Raw genomic sequence first — 21,434 nt, 5'->3', positions numbered from 1 at the left:
CACGGAGCGAAGCGGAGTCCCGCCATGAGTGACCCGAACGCCGCGCAGCAGGGATCCCCGGACAAGGAACCGGCGAGTGAGGACCAGGCCACCCGGACCGCGCGCGGCAACACGGAGCGCGCCGAGGCGGCCACCACGCCCGGCGATTCCGGGCCTCGTCCCACGCTGGGGCGGCTCTTCCTGGAGAACCTCTGGGCCGCCAACACCTTCACCGTGACCCTGCTCTCGCTGGTCCTGGCGATGGTCGTGGGCGCCGTCCTGATGATCATCTCCGATCCGGAGGTGCTGGCCACCTACGGCTACATCACCGCCCGCCCGTCGGACGCGATAAACGCCAGTTGGACGCTGGTCAGTGAGGCGTACGCGAACCTGTTCAAGGGTTCGGTGTTCGATCCGGCGGCGACCACCGTCAACGCGGCGTTGAGCCCGATCTCGGAGACACTCACCTACACGGCGCCGCTGGTCTTCACCGGTCTGTCGGTGGCGCTGGCCTTCCGTGGCGGCCTGTTCAACATCGGTGCGCAGGGGCAGGCGACGATGGGTGTCATCCTGGCCGCGCTGGCCGGCTTCCTGCTGCCGCTGCCGCCCGGGCTGCACCTGCTGGTCGCCGTCCTGGCCGGTGCGCTCGGCGGGGCGATCTGGGGTTTCATCCCGGGCATCCTGAAGGCGCGGACCGGTGCCCACGAGGTGATCAACACGATCATGCTCAACTACATCGCGGTCTACTTCCTCACCTGGCTGATCGTGCAGAACGGGGTGCAGGACCCGAGCCGCACCGACGCGATCAGCCGGCCGGTGGACGCCTCCGCCCAACTGCCTCGACTCTTCGGCGACGGGCTACGCGCCCACGCCGGCATCATCCTGGCCGTGCTGGCCACCTGGGCGGTCGCCTGGCTGCTCAACCGCTCCACGCTCGGCTTCGAGCTGCGGGCGGTGGGCGCCAACCCGGACGCCGCCCGTACCGCCGGCATCAGCGTCACCCGGACGTACGTCCTGGTCATGGTCTTCGCCGGGGCGCTGGCCGGTCTCGGCGGCTCGCAGATGGTGCTCGGCACCACCGCCGCGGCCCTGACCCCACTGGTGGTGGCCCAGATCGGCTTCGACGGCATCCTGGTCGCCCTGCTCGGCCGGGTGAAACCGTGGGGGGTGGCGCTGGCCGCGCTGCTGTTCGGTGCGTTGCAGGCCGGCGGCAACCGGATGCAGTCGTACTCGGGAATCTCACTGGAGTTGGTCACCGTGCTCCAGGCCCTGATCGTCATCTTCATCGCCGCGCCGGCACTGGTGAAGGCGATCTTCCAGCTCCGGGCCGCGCGCACCGCCCGGTTGCAGACGAGCCTCGCGAAGGGCTGGTGAGGCATGTCCACCACGGCTGTTCCCGACGTCGCGGTCGCGGCGGTCGACGAGGGCTTCTGGACCCGTAACCGCAAGGTCGGGCTGGTGCTGCTGACCCTCGGTCTGCTGGCCACCGTGCTGTTCGGTGCGCTCGCCACCGGCGAGCAGGCCCGCTTCACGCTCAGCGAGGACGCCGCGGGCGCCGCACTGGAGGTCAACGGCACCGTCGGTGCGATCGTCTTCGGCCTGATCGCGCTCGCCGCCGGCGGCTCGATGCTCGCCGGCCTGCCGAAACGCTGGTTCGTGCCGGTGCTCGCCGTCGGCCTGGTCGCGTTCGTGCTGTCGTTCCTGTGCTGGCAGGTCTCCGCCGCACCGACCGGACAGAACTTCATGCCGCTGGTCAACATCGTGCGGGGCACCTTCCTGCTCGCCCTGCCGCTGATCTTCGGATCGCTGGCCGGTGTGCTGTGCGAGCGGTCCGGCGTGGTGAACGTCGCCATCGAGGGGCAACTGCTGATGGGCGCCTTCAGCGGCGCGCTCTTCGGCAGCATCTCCGGCAGCGTCTGGGTGGGACTGCTCGCCGCGGCCGTCGGCGGCTCACTCATCTCGCTGCTGCTCGCCGTGTTCAGCATCCGCTACCTGGTCGACCAGGTGGTCATGGGCATCGTGCTGAACCTGCTGGCGGTCGGCATCACCGGTTTCCTCTACGAGCGGCTGATGCAGACCGACGCTGCCCGCTACAACAGCGCACCGCGTTTCAGCAACTGGGAGATCCCGCTGCTGTCGGACATCCCGCTGCTCGGGCCGGCGCTGTTCCGGGGCAACATCTTCCTCTACCTGGCGCTGCTCCTGGTGCTCGTGATCCACATCGCGCTCTTCCGGACCCGGTGGGGCCTGCGGACCCGGTCGGTCGGTGAACACCCGACCGCGGCCGACACCCTCGGCGTGCGGGTGCTCGGCCTGCGCTACCGCAACGTGATCATGGCGGGTGCCGTCGCCGGCATCGGTGGCGCCTCCTACACACTGGCCCTCTTCTCGTTCACCAAGAACATGATCGGCGGCAAGGGCTTCATCGCCCTGGCGGCACTGATCTTCGGCCGGTGGAGCCCGACCGGCGCGCTGCTCGCCGCGCTCTTCTTCGGCTTCGCCGACCAGTTGGCCACCTACCTCGGCGCGATCAACAGTGTGATTCCCGGCCAGTTCCTGGCCATGCTGCCCTACCTGGCGACGATCCTGGCCGTGGCCGGGCTGGTCGGCCGGGTCCGGGCACCGGCCGCCGACGGCAAGCCGTACATCAAGGGCTGACCCAGGGAGCGGACCATGGAAATCGACTGGGAGCGGCTGCGGGCCGCCGCGACCGAGGTGATGCGGCACGCGTACGTGCCGTACTCGAAGTTTCCGGTCGGTGCCGCGGCGCTTGTCGACGACGGCCGGGTCGTGGTCGGCTGCAACGTCGAGAACGCCGCGTACGGCGTGGTGCTCTGCGCCGAGTGCGGGGTGGTCTCCTCACTGCACGCCACGGGCGGCGGCCGGATCGTCGCGCTGTCCTGCGTCGACGCGACCGGCGAGCCGCTGATGCCGTGCGGACGCTGCCGTCAGTTGTTGTGGGAACAGGGCGGGCCGGAATGTCTCGTCGAGGCCAGGGGCGGGCCGCTGCGGATGGCCGAACTGCTGCCGCACGCCTTCGACGTGGCCGACATCGAGGCGGTCACCGGGGAGCGGCCGGTGCCGGTGGTACCCGACCGGCTGGCCGCCTGGCGCGGCCGGGGCACCGTCTTCGTGCACCCCGACCTCTCCGCGGGCCAGCAGGTCTGGACGGCCTACTGGGAACGCTCGGCCGGTGACGACGCGGGCGCCGAGACCGGGGTGCTGGAGGAGGGCCCGAGCTGGGACGACCCGGCGGAGGCGATCGGCTGGGGGCTGGCACGTACGCCTCGGGTGGTGGTGGTCGACGCGTCCGGCACGATCTTCTGGGCCGGTGAGGGTGAGCCGCCTACGGAGATTCCGGTTCGGTGGTCTTCTTGATCTTTGGTTGCGGCCCGGGCCGGGGCCGACCGTACCCGGCTCCGGGCGGTCAGGCTTGATCCCTCCGCCGGGCACGGTCGGCCCCGGCCCGTGCGTGGTGCGGTCCGTGCGTCCATTGCTGCGGGTGTCGCCTCCACATCGTGCGCTACGTGCGTCCGTTGCGACCGGTGGGCGGCTTGCCGGCTGCGTGAATAGTGATTGGACTCAAAGGTGAGTGGTTTTGCGGCGGTTGACGTTATTCGGGTCAAGCGGGACGGGGGGGTGTTGTCGGACGGGCAGATCGACTGGGTGGTGGACGCGTACACCCGGGGGGCGGTGGCCGACGAGCAGATGTCGGCGCTGGCCATGGCGATTCTGCTGAACGGGATGACCGGCCCGGAGATCGCCCGTTGGACGGCCGCGATGATCGCCAGTGGCGAGCGGCTCGACCTCTCTTCGGTGGCGCGGCCGACCGTCGACAAGCACTCGACGGGTGGGGTCGGTGACAAGATCACTCTGCCGCTCACCCCGCTGGTGGCCGCCTGCGGAGCCGCGGTTCCCCAACTGTCCGGGCGCGGTCTCGGCCACACCGGCGGCACGCTGGACAAGCTGGAGTCGATCCCGGGCTGGCGGGCGGCGCTGAGCAACGAGGAGTTCACCGCCCAACTGCGGGACATCGGCGCGGTGATCTGCGCGGCCGGCTCCGGGCTCGCTCCGGCCGACCGCAAGCTGTACGCGTTGCGTGACGTGACCGGCACCGTCGAGGCCATCCCGCTGATCGCCAGCTCGATCATGAGCAAGAAGATCGCCGAGGGAACCGGGGCGTTGGTGCTCGACGTCAAGGTGGGCTCCGGCGCGTTCATGAAGTCGGTCGACGACGCCCGGGAGCTGGCCCGGACCATGGTGGATCTGGGCGGCGCGCACGGTGTGAAGACCGTCGCCCTGCTCACCGACATGTCCACCCCGCTCGGCCGGGCGATCGGCAACGGCATCGAGGTGACCGAGTCGGTGGAGGTGCTCGCCGGTGGCGGACCGGCCGACGTGGTGGAACTGACCCTGGCGCTGGCCCGGGAGATGCTCGACGCGGCCGGGCTGCCCGATGCCGACCCCGCCGCCGCGCTTCGCGACGGGCGGGCGATGGACGTCTGGCGGTCGATGATCCGGGCGCAGGGCGGTGACCCGGACGCCCCGATGCCCGAGGCGACCGAGGTCGAGGTGGTCCGCGCCGACACGGACGGTCACGTCGCCGCGGTCGACGCGTACGCCATGGGGGTGGCCGCCTGGCGGCTGGGCGCGGGTCGGGCGCGCAAGGAGGACCCGGTGAGCGTGCCGGCCGGGGTGCTGCTGCACAAGCGCCCCGGCGACCCGGTGCGAGCCGGTGACCCCCTCTACGAGCTGCGGGCCGAGCGGTCGGAGCTGATCCCGGCGGCGCTGGCGGAGGCCGCGCGGGCGGTGACCGTCGCCGCTGGACCACCGGCCGCGACGCCGTTGGTGATCGAACGCGTCGAGTGACGAAACCCGGGCCCCGGCCATGGTGTCGGAGCGTGATGACCGCTATTGTCGCAGGCCAGGGGGGACCGTCGGCGCCGAGACGTCGTTATCAGACAGGGATGTTGCCGTGATCGTGCCTGCCCCCGACCCCCGCGAGGTGCGTGAGGCGAGCCTGGAGGAGCTGGCCCGGTTGCGGCTGCCGTTGCCGCCGCCGCAGTTTCCGTTGGTCTGGGAACCGGGCGATGACATCGAGCTACGACCGACGGCGGAGATCGAGGCGCGGATCGCGGTGCTGCACCTGATCCTGGCCCGGTGCTTCGGCATGCCACCGCAGGCTGCGATGAGCTGGCTGCTCGCCTCGCATCTGGTGGAGATGGTCACCCCACCGGAGTTCCAGTTCGTCACCGGCGCCAAGGGCGACCACCGCTCCTTCGTGCTGCATCACGACGCCCTGTTCTCGCTGGCCTGGGTGCTCGGCCTGACCAAGCAGCTGGACCCCACCATGCCGGCCGACGACCGGTTGGTGGAGCGGCTGCCGCACATCGCCGAGGGGGAGACCTTCCGGCAGTGGCGGTCCCGGATCCTGGCCGCGCCGCAGCATCCGGCGGACGCCGCGGCCCTGCTCGACCTGCACTACTGCCTGGACTGGTCGTACCTGGAGGTGAGCCGCGCCGGCCGCAGCCTGCCCGGGTTGGTGGACGCCAACGCGATCGGTCAACGTCGGTGGGCGCTTGAGTGGGCGGTGATCCTGCGCGGGCCGTACCACGACGAGCCTCCCGGGTGGGAAGAGGTCGACCTCTCCACCTAGGGCCGGTACGTCCCCAGCCGCACCGCGACGGTCACCCGGACCGGCTCGCCGAGGGTGTCGATCCGGGCGGCCAGCCCCGCCGGGTCGGTGTGCCAGGCGCTCGGACCCATGCCGACCAGGGTGGTCACCTCCGTGCGGGACAGCGTCAGCTCCCGCCGGTGCACGGTCGTCGACTCCTCGGTGAAGTGCCCGGCCAGGCTGGCCGCCACCCGGTCCGCCTTGGCCGGGTCGACCCGGAGCAGATCCAGTGCGGCGACCAGTTCGGTGAGATGGTCGTCGGCCGGGGTCACCACCAGCAGCCGTCCGCCGGGGGCGATGACCCGGCGGAACTCGGCGCCGTTGCGGGGTGCGAAGACGTTCAGCAGCAGTGCCGTCGAGGCGTCCGCCAACGGGAGTCGCTGCCAGGTGTCGGCCAGCGCGGCGGTGATCCCCGGGTGGGCGCGGGCGGCCCGGCGCAGCGCCGGTTTGGCGATGTCCAGCGCGAGACCGACGGTCCCCGGCACGGCGGTCAGCACCGCCGCCAGGTGCCGGCCGGTGCCCGCGCCCGCGTCCACCACCAGCGGGTACGCGCCGGCAACCGGGTCGGGGGCGGCGTCTGCGAGGCCAGCGTCGGCGGCGGTGGCGAGGGCGGCGTCGGCGAGGCCAGCGTCGGCGGCGTCGGCGAGGGCGGTGGAGATGACGTCGTAGTGCCCGGTGGACAGGAATTCCGCCCGAGCGGCGACCATCTCGGCGGTGTCGCCGCTGTGTGGTGCCCGGCCGGTGAGCAGATTGACGTAGCCCTGCCGGGCGATGTCGAAGCTGTGCCGGCGCGGACAACGCAACGACCGGGATCCGCCGACCACGGCCTCGGTGAGCGGGTCGTGGCAGACGGGACAGCGCAGCCGGGCCACGACGCGGGAATCCATCACGGCTGTCTCACGCGTCGAGTCTAGGGCGTACGTCGTGGCCGTCCCGGTGGCCGAGAGCCCCGACACACGCCCTGCGCGGGTCGCCGACCGGACGGGGCGACTAGGGTCGGGAGCATGGGTTGTGAGCGGGACGAGTGGCGATGAGCACGGTAGTCGGGTACGAGGACATCGTCCGGGCACCGAAGGCGTTGTTGCACGATCATCTGGACGGCGGCCTGCGCCCGGCGACGATCGTCGACCTGGCCGCAGAGATCGGACACGTTCTGCCCAGCACGGATCCGGCGGAGTTGGGGCGCTGGTTCGTGGCGGCGGCCGACTCGGGCTCCCTGGAGCGCTACCTGGAAACCTTCGCGCACACCGTCGCCGTGATGCAGACCGGTGCCGCACTGCGCCGGGTGGCTCGGGAGTGCGCCCTCGACCTGGCCGCCGACGGGGTGGTCTACGCCGAGGTGCGGTTCGCTCCGGAGCAGCACCTGGAGCAGAACCTGACCCTCGACGAGGTGGTCGAGGCGGTGCTGGCCGGCTTCGTGGAGGGCAGCACGCTCGCCGCCGAGGCCGGTACGCCGATCCGGGTGGGCACGCTGCTCACCGCGATGCGGCACGCGGCTCGTTCGCAGGAGATCGCCGAGCTGGCCGTACGGCACCGCGACCACGGTGTGGTGGGCTTCGACATCGCCGGTGCGGAGGCGGGCTTCCCGCCCACCCGCCACCTGGACGCCTTCGAGTACCTCCAGCGGGAGAACTTCCACTTCACCATCCACGCCGGTGAGGCGTTCGGGCTGCCCTCCATCTGGCAGGCGATCCAGTGGTGTGGCGCCGACCGCCTCGGCCACGGGGTCCGCATCGTCGACGACATCACCCCCGGCCCGCGGCCCCAGCTCGGCCGGCTGGCCGCGTACGTGCGGGACAAGCGGATCCCGCTGGAGCTGTGCCCGTCGTCCAACGTGCAGACCGGTGCCGCCGCGTCCATCGCGGAGCATCCGATCGGGCTGCTGCGGGATCTGCGTTTCCGGGTGACCGTCAACACCGACAACCGGTTGATGAGCGGCACCTCGATGTCCCGGGAGATGGCGCTGCTCGTGGACGCGTTCGGCTACGGCTGGCGCGAGCTCCAGTGGTTCACGATCAACGCGATGAAGTCTGCCTTCATCCCCTTCGACGAGCGGCTACGGATCATCGACGAGGTGATCAAGCCGGCGTACGCGAAGTTGCTGGGCTGAGCGGACGTCCGGACCGGGTCAGCCGGCCTGTGGCGGATGGCCGGCGGCGAGCAGACCCGCCACCCGGCGCAGCACGTCCCGTCCCCGGGCGGCCTCCGCACCGAGCCCGGTCTGCCGACGCAGCACGGCCGGCTCGGCGCGTAGCAGCGCCAGGCCGCGCAGCAGCAGGACCCGGGGGCCCTTGCGCTGCTCGGCGAGATCCCGGGCCAGCCGGCGGAGGAAGGTCGCGCTGCGCGGCCGACGCAGGGCGTACGCCCCGGCGAGGAGCCCGCGTCGCCGGCACTCTCCGACGATCTCGGCGGCGAAGATCCCTTCGGCCACGAAAAGTGGCGAACTGGTCAGCTCGAAGCGCCGAGTGGCCACCCGCCGATCCTCATTGATGGCGTACACCGGCACGTCCGCCCGGCCGTGCCGGACCAATTGGTCAATAACCTCCACCGCTGCCTGGGCGTCCCACGAATCGGGCGACTCCCAATCGATCTGACCGTTCCGTCTCGGTAACGTTGGGTCATCGCCGTCCTTGTAGAAATCGTCCAAACAGAGCACTGGCAGCCCGGTTTGCTGCGCTATATACGACTTTCCGGAGCCGGAAGGACCGGCCAGGAGGACGACTCGGTGCGGACTGCTCATTACTTCTAGTAACTCCGAACAGACGGAACGCGATCAAATTGCATCAACATCTCATCACACCTCCGGCTGGGGCCAACCTGGGCTTTCTCTTTCCGTGGCGGCGTGATGGAATCTCGGATGGTCCGACCCGCCGGGTCGGCTGCTGGGCGTTGTCCGGGGGCAACGCGGACGCTGCAATCACGAGGGCGGTGACGTGAGCAAACGGCCGAAGACGGCAGGTTCTCTCCTGTCGCGTCTGCGCCGGCCCGCAGGTCGGCTCCGCGACATGCCGATCTGGTCCAAGCTCGGTCTCATCATGATCGTGCCGACCATCGCCACGGTCGTCGTGGGTACCAGCGGTCTGGTCGACCACCTGGACGCGCTCAACGACGCGAACCGCGCCGGCGACCTGGCCGAACTCATCAGCCACTCCGGTGAGCTGGTGGACGGCCTGCAGGACGAGCGGACAGCGGCCGTGCTGTTGCTGGGTCTGGATCCGCAGCGGAGCACCGCGGCGCAGAAGGAGGCGGCGGCCACCCGTTACAACGAGGTCGCGGCGCGGGTCGACCAGGACAAGGCGCCCTACTCTCGGCAGCGGTCCGACCTCACTGACCTGCCGGTCAGCCTGAACGGGCTGCTCGGCCAGATCGACGACGGGCTCGGTGACCTGCCGGGTGCTCGCAGCCAGGTGCTGAACGGCAAGTTCCGGATCACCGACGCGCTCCAGTCCTACGACGAGCTGATCAACCAGCTGCTCACCATTCGTGACTCGGCCAGTCAGCTGGCCGGTGACAACGACCTGAGCGACCGGATGCGGGCCGCCGCCGCGGTCGCCCGGGAGAAGGAGTGGCTCTCCGTCCGCCGGGTGGTCGTGCACCGCGCGCTGATCGCGGGCGGCATGAGCTCGACCCTGCGCACCGACTACATCTCCAGCGAGACCGGTCAGCAGCAGGCACAGCAGAGCTTCGACGCGGTGGCCACCGAGGCGGAGGCCGAGTTCCACGCCCAGACCATCGGCGGTGGCGACCGCCGGCAGGCGACGATCTACATCAGCCAGGTCAACGCCGACAACTCGCAGAACCTCGCCGGCATCTCGTTCACCCCTCAGCAGTGGGACGAGGCGTTGGTCGCCAACGGCAAGCTGATCCGCTCGGTCGAGTCGAAGTTCGACTCCGACGTGGTGGAGCAGGCCGGCGAACTGCGTTCCGAGGTGCAGCGCACGGTCTTCCTGGAGACCGGCCTGCTGCTCACGATGCTGCTGCTGGCCATCTTCCTGGCCTTCCTGGTGGCCCGGTCGATGGCCCGTTCGCTGCGTGAGCTGCGTCAGGGTGCGCTCTCCATCGCCCAGTACGGGCTGCCCCAGGCCGTGGCCCGGTTGCGTGATCCGCAGGTCACCGGGCAGCTCTCGCCGGTGCAGCTGGCCAACCAGATCGCCGAACCGCTGCCGGTGCGCAGCAAGGACGAGTTCGGCCAGGTGACCGAGGCGTTCAACGCGGTCCACCTGGAGGCGGTCCGGACCGCTGCGGAGCAGGCCGCGCTGCGCTCGTCGGTCGCGACGATGTTCGTCAACCTGGCCCGTCGGTCGCAGATCCTGGTCGACCGTCTGATCGGCCACCTCGACCGGTTGGAGCGCGGCGAGGAGGACCCGGACCGGCTCGCGGAGCTGTTCCAGCTGGACCACCTCGCCACCCGGATGCGCCGTAACGACGAGAACCTGCTGGTCCTCGCCGGCGCCGACTCGACCCGCGTGCAGCGCGAACCGGCCGCCCTGATCGACGTGCTGCGGGCCGCTCAGTCCGAGGTCGAGCACTACACCCGGATCGAGTTCGGGGTGATCGACCGGGACATCGAGGTCGCCGCGCACGCGGTGAACGATCTCGTCCACCTCGTCGCCGAGCTGTTCGACAACGCGACCGCGTTCTCGCCGCCGGACTCCCAGGTGCTGGTGGAGGCTCGCCGGGTCGGCGACCGTGCCTCGCTGTACGTCGAGGACCGGGGCATCGGCATCAGCGGCGAGCAGTTGGTCGAGCTGAACGAACGGCTGGCCACGCCACCGCAGGTGGACGTCGCCGTCTCGCGGATGATGGGTCTGGTCGTGGTCGCCCGCCTGGCCTCCCGGCACGGCGTCAAGGTCGAGCTGCGTCCGGGCAGCGACCGGGGCACCGTCGCCGAGGTCACGCTGCCGCCGACCGTGCTGGTGCCTCGGGCACTGTCCGGCCGTGGGCAGCAGCAGCCCGCCGCGCTGCCGGCCGCTGCCGGCCCCTCGTCCGGCCCGACCCCGGCGTTCGGTGCGCTGGCGGCGCTCGGCAACGGCGCGCACCCGCCGGTCCCGCCCGCCGCGCGTACTCCCGGCAGCTCGGGTAACCAGGTGACCCTCGGCGGTCGGCCCTTCGATCCGGCCAGCCGCAACGGCTCCGGAACGCCGACCACCGTGGGCGGCGGCAACCTGCCCGCCTGGTCGGACCTGACCGGTGCCAGCGGCACCGGCGGCAACGGCAACGGCAACGGCTTCGCCCCGCTCACCTCGAACGGTCACCCGATCGACCCGCTGCCGCAGCGTCGGTCCACCGACGAGCCGGGTGGTCAGCCGCCGTCCATCCCGCGTCAGCTGCCGAGCAGCCCCGAGGCCGGGCCGTACGCTCCGCCGGTGCCCCCGGTGTCGTCGCCCCCGGTCTCCGGTACGCCGTACTCGGCCCCGCCGGTCTCGGCGGCCCCGGTCTCCGGTCACCCCGTGTCGGCCTCGCCGGTCTCCGGCTCACCCGTGTCGACTCCGCCCGGCAACCCGCTGCCGCAGCGGCCGGTCTCGGCGGCACCCGGCGCCGGCACGTCCTCGGCTCCTCCGGCGTGGCCGCCGGTGGCCGGGGAATCGGCTGCCCCGCCCGTGCCCGAGCGGCTGGCCGCCGCCCTGGACATGACCACCGAACTGCCTCGGGTGCAGCGTCAGACGCCGGCTGCGCGTCCCGCCCCCACGCAGAACCAGCCGACCACGCCGACGCCGCCGCAGGCCCAGAACCGGCAGCGGTACGCCGACGAGACGATGGAACTGCCGATCTTCCGGGAGCTGGAGTCGGCGTGGTTCCGTACCCGCCGGCCGGGTCCGGAGGAGTCGGCGGGTGCGCGTCAGTCGGCCACGGCCGGCGCGACGACCCAGCAGCTCTCCACGGTCGACGTCGTCAATCGGCCAGCCCAGCAGACCCAGACCGGGACGACAGGTAACGCACCGATGGCACAGACTCCGACGGGGGCGGGCGCGTCCGGCGGGAACGGCGCGGCAGCGGGTGGCGGGCCTCGGCCCGGCGCTGCCGACAGCGCGCCCGCGCACGGCCCGACACCGCAGGAGAACATCTGGCGGACCGCTGCCGACGACGGCTGGCGGGCGGCCACCGCCGCCAGCCAGGCGCCACCGGCTGGCACCACCGAGACCGGGCTGCCGAAGCGTACGCCGATGGCACAGCTCGTACCGGGCGCGGTGGAGAAGCCCACCACCTCGGTGCAGCGCCGTAACCCGGAATCGGTACGCGGTCTGCTCTCCGCCTACCACCGGGGTGTCCAACGGGGACGTAGTCACCCCTCGGACAGCAACCCGACCGGCCCGGACGGAACTCCGGGCGGGCAGCAATCCTCGCAGTCTGGCTCTGGCCCGGTGGCCGGGAGCGGGCAGAAGGAGCAAGAAGGATGACTAGTACGCAGGATCTCGGTTGGCTGCTCGCCAACTTCGCCGATCGGGTGCCCGGTGTCGCGCATGCGGTCGCCGTCTCCGCGGACGGCCTGCTCCTGGCGTCGTCCCGAGACCTTCCGCGGGACCGGGCGGACCAGCTGGCGGCGATCGCCTCCGGCCTGGTCAGCCTGACCCAGGGCGCGGCCCGTTGCTTCGAGGGAGGCGCCGTTCTGCAGACCGTGGTCGAGATGGACAATGGCTTCCTGTTCCTGATGTCGATTTCCGACGGCTCGTCGTTCGCGGTGCTCGCCGCGCGTAGTTGCGACGTGGGACAGGTTGGTTACGAGATGGCCCTGCTCGTCGACCGGGTGGGCGACGCCCTGACCCCACAGCCGCGTACGGCTGTGGGGATGATGGGCTGATCGTCGCGCCGGCCGGTGGGGGCAGGCGGGGCGAGAACATTGCATACGACGGGTAGCACCGGTCCAACCGGTGCCGGGTACGAAGGAGGTGAACGGCAACATGGCTGATCGTGACGAGCCGACCGGCGCGCTGGTCCGTCCATACGCCGTGACCCGCGGTCGTACCCGTCCCCGCCTCGACATCGCCCTGGAGGCGCTGGTCGAGACGACGGTGCGCGGTCGGGCCGCTGCCACTGGCAATGGTGGCCAAGGCCGTGAGCACCAGTACATCGCCGCGCTGTGTGACGGACGCGTGCAGTCGCTCGCGGAGATCGCGGCGCGCATGCAGCTTCCGCTCGGCGTGGCCCGGGTGCTCATCGCCGACATGGCGACGGACGGCCTGGTCGCGGTCCACGAGCCGACCATCCTGGACGACTCGGACGACGCGGTGGGCACTGAATTGCTGGAGAGGGTGCTGAGTGGACTTCGCAGGCTCTGACATGTCGCACCGGCCGCCGGCCCCGAGCGGGCGCGTGACGTCGGCGAAGATTGTTATCGCCGGTGGATTCGGCGTCGGCAAGACGACGCTGGTCGGCTCGGTCTCGGAGATCACGCCGCTGACCACCGAGGCCATCATGACCTCCGCCGGAGTCGGCGTCGACGACACCCGGCAGGTGCCGGGCAAGACGACGACCACGGTGGCCATGGACTTCGGCCGTATCTCGATCGATCGCGACCTGATCCTGTACCTGTTCGGTACGCCGGGTCAGACCCGCTTCTGGTTCATGTGGGATGAGCTGGTCCGGGGTGCGATCGGCGCGGTCGTGCTGGTGGACACCCGTCGGCTGGCCGACTGCTTCGCGGCGATCGATTTCTTCGAGCACCGGCGGCTGCCGTACCTGGTGGCCATCAACTGCTTCGACGGGATGCAGTACCACGACCCGCAGGACGTCCGGGAGGCGCTCGCCATCTCCAGCGACGTGCCGGTGGTGGCCTGCGACGCCCGGAACCGGGAGTCGACCAAGCACGTGCTGATCTCGCTTGTCGAGTACGTGCTCACGATGCGTCGCTCCCGGGCCGTCGCGCCCGCCTGATGATCGGCACCAGCGCCCGGTGACGGCTACCGCCGACGCCGGGCGCTGGTTGGTGACCGGATGACGACGGTGGACGCCGCAGGGCGCGCACCGTCGTCAGCTGAACCGGTTCCAGGCCCCGCCGTCGACGCGGTAGACCCCCAGCGAGTGGCGGTCCATGCCGCTGTGTCGGATGGGGGTGAACGAGTACATGCCGGCCAGCCCGTCGGTGACCTGGTTCTGCAGGTACGCCCGCAGCCGACCACGGTCCACACTGTCCGCCAACCGGGCCGCCGTGCTGATCAGCAGCAGCGCGTCCGAGGCGTACGGAGCGAAGCCACGGTAGCTTCCGTGCGCGCGGATGTACGCCGAGACGAGGTCGCGGTAGGCGCGTCCGGTGGCGCTGCTGTTGGCGATGGTGGAGCCACCCAGCGAGGACGGATGGATGGCGTAGGCACCCTCGACGGCGGCCAGATTGGCAGTCTCGAGGGTCTCCTCGGCCACCGCCCCGGCGTCGAAGAACAATTCACCGTCGTGTCCGGCGGCGCGTAGCGCCCGCGCGGCGGCACCGGACGTGGGCGCGGTAGCCCACACCACCACACCGTCGGCGCGGGCCGCGACGGCCTCTTCCGCGGCTCGGGCCAGGCCAGTCTTGCCGGTCGGCAGCCGCACGGTGCGGGCCAGACCCACCTCCGCGGTCCGCAGCGCGCCCCGCATGGCCCGGACACCCGAATCGCCGTGCAGCCCGTCCTCGGCCAGCAGCACCACCTGGCGTAGCCCTTCGGCGCTGACCAACTGGGCGAGCCGCCGTGCCACGTCCCCGGCGTCCGGAGTGACCTTGTAGACGTAGGCCCGCTGGGCCAGCGGCACCGCGATGGAGTCGCCGAACGCCAGCGACACGAACGGTAGCCGGAGCTTCTGCGCCACCCCGATCACCGACATCGAGGTTTCCGCCAAGGTGGCTCCGAGCAGGGCGTGCACGTCGTCCCGGCGGCCCAGTTCGGTCGCCTGCTGGGCGGCCAGCCGGGGGTTGCTGCGATTGTCCAGCACCTCGACGCGGACCGTCCGGCGGAGGTTGCCGACCGCCACGCCCTTCTCGTTGAGGGCCGCCGCGCTGATGGCCAGCGCGCGTTGCTGGAGCACCCCCAGCGCGGCACCTGGACCGCTCAACTCAAGCGTGGCACCGACGACCAGCTCGTGACCGGGAGTGGGCCGGGTGACGGCGTTCTCCCGCCCGCCGTCCCGCCCGCAGGCTCCCAGCAGCAGCGTGCCCGCCGCTGCGGCCAGTACGCCGCGTCGAGTGACCACGCAGGGGCCGGTTACCGGTGTCGCCATGAGTCGCCTTCCCGCCCGGCGACCTGCCGCCGGCTGTTCCGCGGGTATGCTTCCGGCCCCGACGACCCGGCGTCAAATTATCCGGCTGTGGGCAGAAACACGCAGGTGAAGGGCCATGAGCCTGCACCGTTGTCGCCGCCGTGCGGACGTCAGGAGCGGTATCCGGCGGAGCGGTACTCGTACTCCCGATCGTCGTCGCGATCGCCGGTGTCGCGGCTGAAGTCCCAGCCGCCCGCGGCCTCCCGCCCGGGGCGTCCGCCGACCGCGAACCCACCGATCTCCTGCCCCCGGCGCCAGCCCCGGAAGTAACCGGTCGTGTTCTCGGCCAGGCTGGCGGCGTCGCGGACTATCCGCAGCGGACGCTCCTCCCGCAACGGCGAGCCGGGCACCAGGTTGGCCTGGGGCACCCGCTTGGGTAGCCCGGCGTTCGTCTCGGCACCCACCGCCGGGCGTGCGGCCTGCTCGGCGGCCTGCCAACCGGTGTCGGCCATTGTCGACCAGTCCAGGTCGGCTTCCTCGCCGTGGCCCACGAACCACGCGGAGCGGGCCTGCGCGAAGATCAGTAGATCACCGTCGCCCTCGTCGGAGACCGGTGGCGGCCGGTGCTCGATCGGCGGTTCCGCCGCACGGCGGGCCGGTGGGAGGTCCAACCGCTCCGCCCCCCGGTTGCCGCGTTCGGCGCCGCCCCGGTCGACGAGCCGTAGCGGCGGTTGCTCCGGTGGCTGCGGGGCTCCGTTGCGCAACGCCCGGTCGGCCAGCGGCGGCGGCTCGACGAGCCGCAGGACCGGCGGTTCCGGCGGTAGATCGTCGGCGAGCCAGGGCGGGGTGACCCGGCGGTCGGCGCCGTGGTCGACGGGGGCCTCGGGCGCGCCACGCCGACCCCGGTCCTCGTAGGAGCCGACGACCGGGTTGCGGGGCGTGGTGTCGGCCGGGTTGTCCGGGTTGTTCACCAGCGGCCAGTTCGAGCGGGATCCCGGAGGAGCGGTCTTCTCCTGCTCGGGGCGGGCCGCCGGCACCGGAACGCTGAGGTCGGTGGCGCTGAAGCCGCCGGTCGGTGGTTCGCCGTTCGTCTTCGGCCGGGGCGGGATGACCGTCCGCTGACGCTCGGCCCGGGCGTTGTTGATCGCCGCGGTGGTGAGGGTCGGCCGGAACGGCTCGCCCGCTTCTGCGGGCGGGATCGCGCCGCGCTGCGTCGGCGCGATCGGCGTGATCCCGGGCGGTGGCGGGGGTGGCGCCGAGATCGGCCGGTTGGTCGGACCGTCCACCCGGGACGGGCGCGACTCGGCGCGCGACGGCGCGGCGGGCGGACCGGCCATGGCGGCCGGCGTAACGGGCGCGGGCGCGACCGGTGGGGGAGTCACCGGCGCGGGCGCCACCGGCGGGGGACCGAGGGGGCGCGGGGCGGCCGGCGGGGCGTTGCCCGGCACCGGCTCCGGTCGGCTGCGCCGACCACCGGCCGGCTCAGGGCCACCGGGCCGCACCGACCGCAGGCCGGTCTGGGCGCCGGGCGCGCTCGCCGACAACTCACCGACCTGTTCGCCGCGTCGCGCGGCGGCCCGCCGGCCGGACGCCGGTGCCGGCCCGGCGGTGCGGGCACGCAGGGCACCGACGAGCGCCTCGCAGCCGGCGTCGCAGGCCCGCACCGAGGCGACCGCCTGCCTGATGGTCTCCGCGGCGGCCGACGTCAGGGCTCGGTTGACGGTGGCCCGTCGCGGCGTCTCGGAGATGGCGACCCGTAGTGCGGTGACCGCTTCGTCGATCGCCTCCGCGTCGCCGGCTCCGTCGGCGGCGAGCTGGGCGGTGACGGCATCCGCGGTGACCGCGGCGTCGCGGCCCCGGCCGGCGGCGTCGGTGAGCATGCCCGGCTCGGGAAGTGCGTCCAGCACGGCCAGCGGGATCGGCTCGGCAGGGTCGGGGTAGGCGCGCAACGCGGCCGGGTACAGCTCGCGGAGCACCTCGCGCAGGGCTACCGCGGCGGAGTGCCGCCCGCTGGCCAGCGCGGCGTGTGCGGCGAGGATCTGCTTGTACCCGGCGAGGTCGCGAGGCGCCGGCAGGGTCACCGCGGACAGTGCGCCGGCCTGCAGCGACCGGGCGAGACCGACGGCGCGCCGAACGGCCGGCGGTGACTGCATCTCCTCCAGGGAGTCGTCATCGGCGAACCGTTCGGCGAAGTCGTCGACAGAGTCGTCGTCGGCGATCGCCAGCGGGCGACCGGCGGCGCTGAGCAGGGAGGTGATGGTGTGGTCGTCGCTGTCGGCGGCGATCGCCGCACCGCTCGGCCCGCCGGAACGTTCCACGAGTAGCGTGACCAGCCGGGCGTAGCCCGTCGGGTCGTCGCCGATCTCGCAGACATGCAGCAGACGGCCTGCGTCGTCGACCACAGCGGACGTCAGCGCCGATCCGGTCGAGACCGGTCGGTCGGCCGGGTCCGCCGAGGTCAGACCGCAGTACACGCGCACGAGCGCCACGGCGTCGTCCTCCTCCCGGGACTCAGGGCTTTCTCTGCCAGAGACTGATGGTCCCTGGTGCGGGTCAGTCGCGCCAGTCCACGACCGCAGAGATCTTCCCGACAATGGTCCGCCAACCCAGGCTTGCGGTTTGTGCCCCGATCTTCTTCAGCCTACGCCGTCCCATGAAGCCGCCGATGCCGCCGCCGACCGACGCCCGGAGCGCCTCGTCCAGGTCGTCGAGACTGGAGCCGGTGGCCAGCATGTCCAGCACCGCGGGCAGCCGCAGGGCGTACGCCAGGTCTCGGGCGACCTCGCCAGCCTCGATGAGCAGCGTCGGGTCCCAGGTGTCGTGCCCGCCGCGGAGGTTCTCCACGACGAGATCGAGCTCGTAGACGTCATCGTCCAGCGGCGCGATGTCGGCCGGTTCCACCCGTTCGGACAGTTCATCCCAACTGTCCAGCTGAGACAGGTCATTGGGGGCGCCGGAACGGACGAAGCTGACGAGCGACTCGGGCGTCTTGAACAGCAGCAGCCGGCCCTTGTGGGTCAGGAAGATCGGCACCTCCTCGTCACCGGCCTCATCGGCGGTGGCGTCGTCGGCGTCGTCCTTGTCGGCCTTGCCGTCCTCGGTGGCGTCGTCGTCGCGCTGTGCCCGCTGCTCCTCGTCCTCGCTCTCGGCGAACTCCCGGGCGACGTCCTCGTCGAGGATGACGACGTCACCCTCCTCGACGTCGTCCTCGGCCGGGCCGACCTGCCGACGGGCGAGGAAGGGGTCGTCGGCGTCCCGCTCCGCCACGTCGGTCGGGGTCAGCTCACGGGCCGACCGGTACGCGCGCAGGGTGAAGCCGGTGCCGGCCGGCAGGGCGATCTCCACCGGGTCGATCCGCAGCTCGTCCCAGAGTGCGCGGTTCGCGGTCTCCGCCGCGGCGGCGTCGGGCGCGGCGTCGGCCGGCTCGGCGACGTCCGGCTCGCTGGTGCCGGTCGTGTCATCGAGCTCGGGCTCGTCGGCGTCCGGCCGTTGGGGCGACTGGCGTGCCACGGTGACCTCCGTGTGCGTCGGGCTACCACCCCCGGCGCTGATGCCGGTGAGTGACTCTGGGCACATACCCTAGTTGGCTGCGCTCGGTAACCGCTGGCCGCACCCCGGTGGCTCGCCACCCGGATAACAAGTAGCGTGTCTACGCATGAACGCCCAGGCGCTGCACGGACACCTCGACGCCCTGCTGCTGGCCGTGCTGGAACGGGGCGCCCTGCACGGTTACGCCGTCATCGAGGCACTGCGGGCGCGCAGTGAGGGTCGCCTGGACCTGCCCACCGGCACCGTCTATCCGGCGCTGCGACGACTTGAGCGGGCCGGTCACGTGGTCAGCGCGTGGAGCACCGTGAACGGGCGGGAACGGCGTACCTACGAGCTGACCGACAGCGGCCGGCGGGCGCTGACCGACCAGCGTTCCGGCTGGCGTGAGTTCAGTGCCACCGTCGGCCGATTCCTGGAACCGGGCACCACCCCCACCACGACGGGCTGACGTCAGCGGGTGGCCAGCAGCCAGGTGCGGGCGGCGCTGCCCAGCCACACATGGGCGGCGGCGCCGACGACCATGCCGATGATCATCGGTGGCCAGCTCAGGGCCGCGTCCCACAGCAGGATCGACCAGGAGAACAGCCCGATCCCGGCCACGGCGCCCAGCAGGGCGGCGACGGTCAACGCGACACCGGCGCCGCGCGCCAGCGCGGTCAGTGCCGGACACGCCGAGCGGGCGGTGGCCGCGACCAGCGCCAGCCCGGCCAGGCCGAGCAGGAACGCCCCGGCCCAGATCCACTCCACCGACTGTGACAACAGCAGGTAAGCCGAGGGCGGTGGGGGGCCGCTGCTCCAACTCGATCCGTGCCAGGTCAGATCACCGGCGATCGAGCCGGTCGCGGCGAAGGCGACCATTCGCAGCGACAGCCCGCGCAGCGCGGCCACCGCGAGTTCGGCCTGGTAGGCCGGGGCCAGCTGATCCGGCGTACCGAAGTCGGCGACCGCCTGTCGCGACGCCTCATCCGCCGGCAGGCCACTGTCCCGGTACGCCTCGACGGCGTCGAGCAGCCCGTGCCGGGCCTCGGTCATCAGGTCGGCCCGCAGCCGGCGTGGCCCACGGAGCCGACCGGCCAGCTGCCGCAGGTGCTCCTCGACCAACATCTCGTCCCGGGCCGACATGGCCCCAACCCTGCCATGCCAGCTCGTGTTCCGGCCTCGGGGACATCCCGGAGGCGGCCCGACGGATCAACCCGACAGAGCGAGGTATCCGTGCTCGGCGGCCTGCTGCAACACCCACTGGTCCCGGTACCACCCGGGGGTCGCCACGAGCGCCGCGTGCCGGCCCCGCTGCACGACCCGGCCCGCGTCCAGCACCACGATCTCGTCGAGTTCGGCGAGACCGCTGAGCCGGTGGGTGATCAGCAGTACCGAGCGCCCGGCGGGAGTCGCGGCCAACGTGCTGGCCAGCACCCGGTCGGCGGCGACCGGGTCGAGACCTTCCGTGGGTTCGTCGAGCACCAGTACGCCGGGCGCGGCCAGCAGGGCGCGAGCCAGCGCGAGCCGCTGACGTTGACCACCGGAGAGCTGTCCGCCCTCCTCGCCGACCACGGTGTCCCAACCGTCCGGCTGAGCCCGGACCCAGTCCGACAGCCCGGCGGCGGTGGCGGCGGTGAGCAGCGCGTCCTCGTCCGCGCCCGGCCGACCGAGCAGCATGTTGTCCCGCACCGTGGCGTGGAAGACGTACGCCTCGGCGAGCAGTCCGCCGACCAGGCGAGGCAGCTCCTGGGACGGGTGAGCCGCCACGTCCCGCCCGTCCAGGGTGACCCGGCCGGCGGTGGGGGACACCGCGCCGGTCAGGACGGCGGCCAGGGTGCTCTTGCCCGCCCCACTCGGACCGACGACCGCGACCCGGCGGCCGGGTGGCAGCTCCAGGTCGAAGCCGTCGAGCGCGGCGGGAGCGCCGTTCCGGTAGCGAACCGTCACCCGGTCGAACCGGACCGACGGCGTCGGCTCGAACGACCGCCCGCCAGCGGGCGTGCCGGACGGCCCGGTCTCGGCCGTCTCGGCGGTCTCGGCGGTCTCGGCACGGCCGGCGTCGTCGGCTGCCAGGAGGTGGGCGACCCGGGCCAGTCCGGCCCGCAGCCCGGTCCATTGCCGGGCCGCGCCGACCAGCGCGAGGGCGATCTCCACGGCGGCCAGTGTGCCGACGGCCAGGACGCCGACCAGCACCTCGTCCACGCCGGCGCCGAGGGCCACGTACACCACCGCACCGGCGGTGAGGCCGGCCACCAGCACGCCGGCCGCGTCGACGGCGAAGCCGAGGGCGGCGAGCCGCCGCTCCAGCCGCGCCAGTCGGCGGGCCCGTCGCCCGGCGGTCGCCAGCGCGTCCGAGGTCGCGCCGAAGGCGGCCAGGTCGGCGGCGCCGTGGGTGAGATCGACCGCGTCGGTGGCGAGCGCTCCGCGCAGTGGAGCCACCTCGGCGGCGGCCCGTCGGGTCAGCGCGGTCGCCAGCACCGGCAGGGCGACGGCGGCCACCAGCAGCCCGGCGGCGAGCGCGAGCGCCGCCGGCGGCGAGACCAGCGCGGCCAGCCCGACAGCCAGTACGCTCACCAGCCCGGCCGCGGCGGCCGGCACGACCACCCGTAGCAGCAGGTCCTGTACCGCCTCCACGTCGGAGACCAGCCGACTCAGCGCGTCCCCACTGCGGGGCGGGTTGCCGCGCCGGGTCGCCAGGGTGTCGAACACCCCGGCCCGGACATCGGTGACCAGGCGTAGCACCGCGTCGTGCCCGGCCAGTCGTTCGGTGTAACGCAGCACCCCGCGGCTCACCGCCAGCGCCCGTACCGCCACGATCGCCACGGTGAGCCGGTCCAGCGGGGGTTGACCGGCGGCGGTCATCAGCAGCCAGATGGCGGTCGCCATCAGGGCCAACCCGGCAAACTCGGTCGCCGCGGCGAGCAGCCCGGCACCGACCAGGCGCTTCAGGTACGGCCGGGCCAGCCGAAGCACGACCAGTTCTGGCAGGGGCCCACCGATCCCGGCGATTCGCTCGCTGCGCTCGCTCATCGCGCCACCTCGCTTCGCTCGGCGTCACGACGAGGCACCACCGCACCGAGCCCGATGA

Annotated in this window: 17 protein-coding genes and 1 pseudogene; 11 read left to right on the top strand and 7 right to left on the bottom strand. The window is 72.3% G+C overall.

The features are described 5' to 3' along the window. Positions 1-24: 24 nt before the first annotated feature. The 5 genes from V5O40_RS13200 to V5O40_RS13180 all read left to right on the top strand — a co-directional run bounded on the left by V5O40_RS13200 (position 25) and on the right by V5O40_RS13180 (position 5,635). Entirely contained in the window at positions 25-1,353 is a 1,329-nt protein-coding gene (locus tag V5O40_RS13200; RefSeq protein ID WP_332905699.1) for an ABC transporter permease, read from the top strand. 3 nt (positions 1,354-1,356) lie between these two features. After that, on the top strand, positions 1,357-2,637 hold the full coding sequence (locus tag V5O40_RS13195; protein WP_269739885.1) for an ABC transporter permease: 1,281 nt from the start codon (positions 1,357-1,359) through the stop codon (positions 2,635-2,637). A 15-nt stretch (positions 2,638-2,652) separates the two neighbouring features. Next, entirely contained in the window at positions 2,653-3,357 is a 705-nt protein-coding gene (locus tag V5O40_RS13190) for a cytidine deaminase (RefSeq protein ID WP_332905698.1), read from the top strand. 210 nt (positions 3,358-3,567) lie between these two features. Then, complete coding sequence (locus V5O40_RS13185; protein ID WP_332905697.1) at positions 3,568-4,848, top strand: thymidine phosphorylase; 1,281 nt, start codon at positions 3,568-3,570, stop codon at positions 4,846-4,848. Positions 4,849-4,954: 106 nt separating this feature from the next. After that, a complete protein-coding gene (locus tag V5O40_RS13180) occupies positions 4,955-5,635 on the top strand; it encodes a DUF4272 domain-containing protein (protein WP_269739882.1) in 681 nt (226 codons plus the stop codon). Here the strand turns inward: V5O40_RS13180 and V5O40_RS13175 are convergent. Beyond that, positions 5,632-6,540 carry a putative RNA methyltransferase gene (locus V5O40_RS13175; RefSeq protein ID WP_332905696.1) on the bottom strand — a complete coding sequence of 303 codons (909 nt, stop codon included), beginning with the start codon at positions 6,538-6,540 and terminating at the stop codon, positions 5,632-5,634. The two genes, V5O40_RS13180 and V5O40_RS13175, sit on opposite strands and share 4 nt — an antisense overlap. A gap of 143 nt (positions 6,541-6,683) precedes the next feature. On the opposite strand from V5O40_RS13175, the gene V5O40_RS13170 reads away from it, so the two are divergent. Beyond that, positions 6,684-7,763: an adenosine deaminase gene (locus tag V5O40_RS13170; protein WP_332905695.1), complete on the top strand. Its 1,080-nt coding sequence runs from the start codon at positions 6,684-6,686 to the stop codon at positions 7,761-7,763. 18 nt (positions 7,764-7,781) lie between these two features. Here V5O40_RS13170 and V5O40_RS13165 read toward each other — a convergent pair whose 3' ends face one another. Continuing rightward, on the bottom strand, positions 7,782-8,126 hold the full coding sequence (locus V5O40_RS13165; RefSeq protein WP_332905694.1) for a hypothetical protein: 345 nt from the start codon (positions 8,124-8,126) through the stop codon (positions 7,782-7,784). 460 nt (positions 8,127-8,586) lie between these two features. Here V5O40_RS13165 and V5O40_RS13160 point away from each other — a divergent pair, with 460 nt between their 5' ends. From V5O40_RS13160 to V5O40_RS13145, 4 genes are all read left to right on the top strand, one after another. Further along, entirely contained in the window at positions 8,587-12,051 is a 3,465-nt protein-coding gene (locus V5O40_RS13160; RefSeq protein WP_332905693.1) for a nitrate- and nitrite sensing domain-containing protein, read from the top strand. Further along, complete coding sequence (locus tag V5O40_RS13155; RefSeq protein WP_013731521.1) at positions 12,048-12,452, top strand: roadblock/LC7 domain-containing protein; 405 nt, start codon at positions 12,048-12,050, stop codon at positions 12,450-12,452. Before V5O40_RS13160 ends, V5O40_RS13155 begins: the two co-directional genes overlap by 4 nt. 100 nt (positions 12,453-12,552) lie before the next feature. Continuing rightward, a complete protein-coding gene (locus tag V5O40_RS13150; protein WP_091634396.1) occupies positions 12,553-12,930 on the top strand; it encodes a DUF742 domain-containing protein in 378 nt (125 codons plus the stop codon). A gap of 1 nt (position 12,931) precedes the next feature. Next, the gene (locus V5O40_RS13145) at positions 12,932-13,525 is read left to right on the top strand and encodes a GTP-binding protein (RefSeq protein ID WP_155215169.1); all 594 of its coding nucleotides are present in this window, start codon (positions 12,932-12,934) and stop codon (positions 13,523-13,525) included. A gap of 96 nt (positions 13,526-13,621) precedes the next feature. Here V5O40_RS13145 and V5O40_RS13140 read toward each other — a convergent pair whose 3' ends face one another. From V5O40_RS13140 to V5O40_RS27940, 3 genes and pseudogenes are all read right to left on the bottom strand, one after another. Then, entirely contained in the window at positions 13,622-14,839 is a 1,218-nt protein-coding gene (locus V5O40_RS13140) for an ABC transporter substrate-binding protein (protein ID WP_332905692.1), read from the bottom strand. A gap of 149 nt (positions 14,840-14,988) precedes the next feature. Then, on the bottom strand, positions 14,989-17,307 hold the full coding sequence (locus V5O40_RS13135; RefSeq protein ID WP_332905691.1) for a transposase: 2,319 nt from the start codon (positions 17,305-17,307) through the stop codon (positions 14,989-14,991). A 634-nt stretch (positions 17,308-17,941) separates the two neighbouring features. After that, positions 17,942-18,394: pseudogene (locus tag V5O40_RS27940) on the bottom strand (hypothetical protein); the annotation flags it as partial. 79 nt (positions 18,395-18,473) lie between these two features. On the opposite strand from V5O40_RS27940, the gene V5O40_RS13125 reads away from it, so the two are divergent. Beyond that, the gene (locus V5O40_RS13125) at positions 18,474-18,815 is read left to right on the top strand and encodes a PadR family transcriptional regulator (protein ID WP_332905689.1); all 342 of its coding nucleotides are present in this window, start codon (positions 18,474-18,476) and stop codon (positions 18,813-18,815) included. Between the two features lie 2 nt (positions 18,816-18,817). On the opposite strand, the gene V5O40_RS13120 is transcribed toward V5O40_RS13125, so the two are convergent. After that, positions 18,818-19,489: a permease prefix domain 1-containing protein gene (locus V5O40_RS13120; protein ID WP_332905688.1), complete on the bottom strand. Its 672-nt coding sequence runs from the start codon at positions 19,487-19,489 to the stop codon at positions 18,818-18,820. Positions 19,490-19,555: 66 nt separating this feature from the next. Continuing rightward, complete coding sequence (cydC, locus tag V5O40_RS13115) at positions 19,556-21,376, bottom strand: thiol reductant ABC exporter subunit CydC (RefSeq protein ID WP_332905687.1); 1,821 nt, start codon at positions 21,374-21,376, stop codon at positions 19,556-19,558. Positions 21,377-21,434 lie beyond the last annotated feature (58 nt).

The sequence above is a fragment of the Micromonospora palythoicola genome (assembly GCF_036689795.1).
GTDB lineage: Bacteria > Actinomycetota > Actinomycetes > Mycobacteriales > Micromonosporaceae > Micromonospora > Micromonospora palythoicola.
This window is presented reverse-complemented; position numbering and strand designations above follow the sequence as displayed.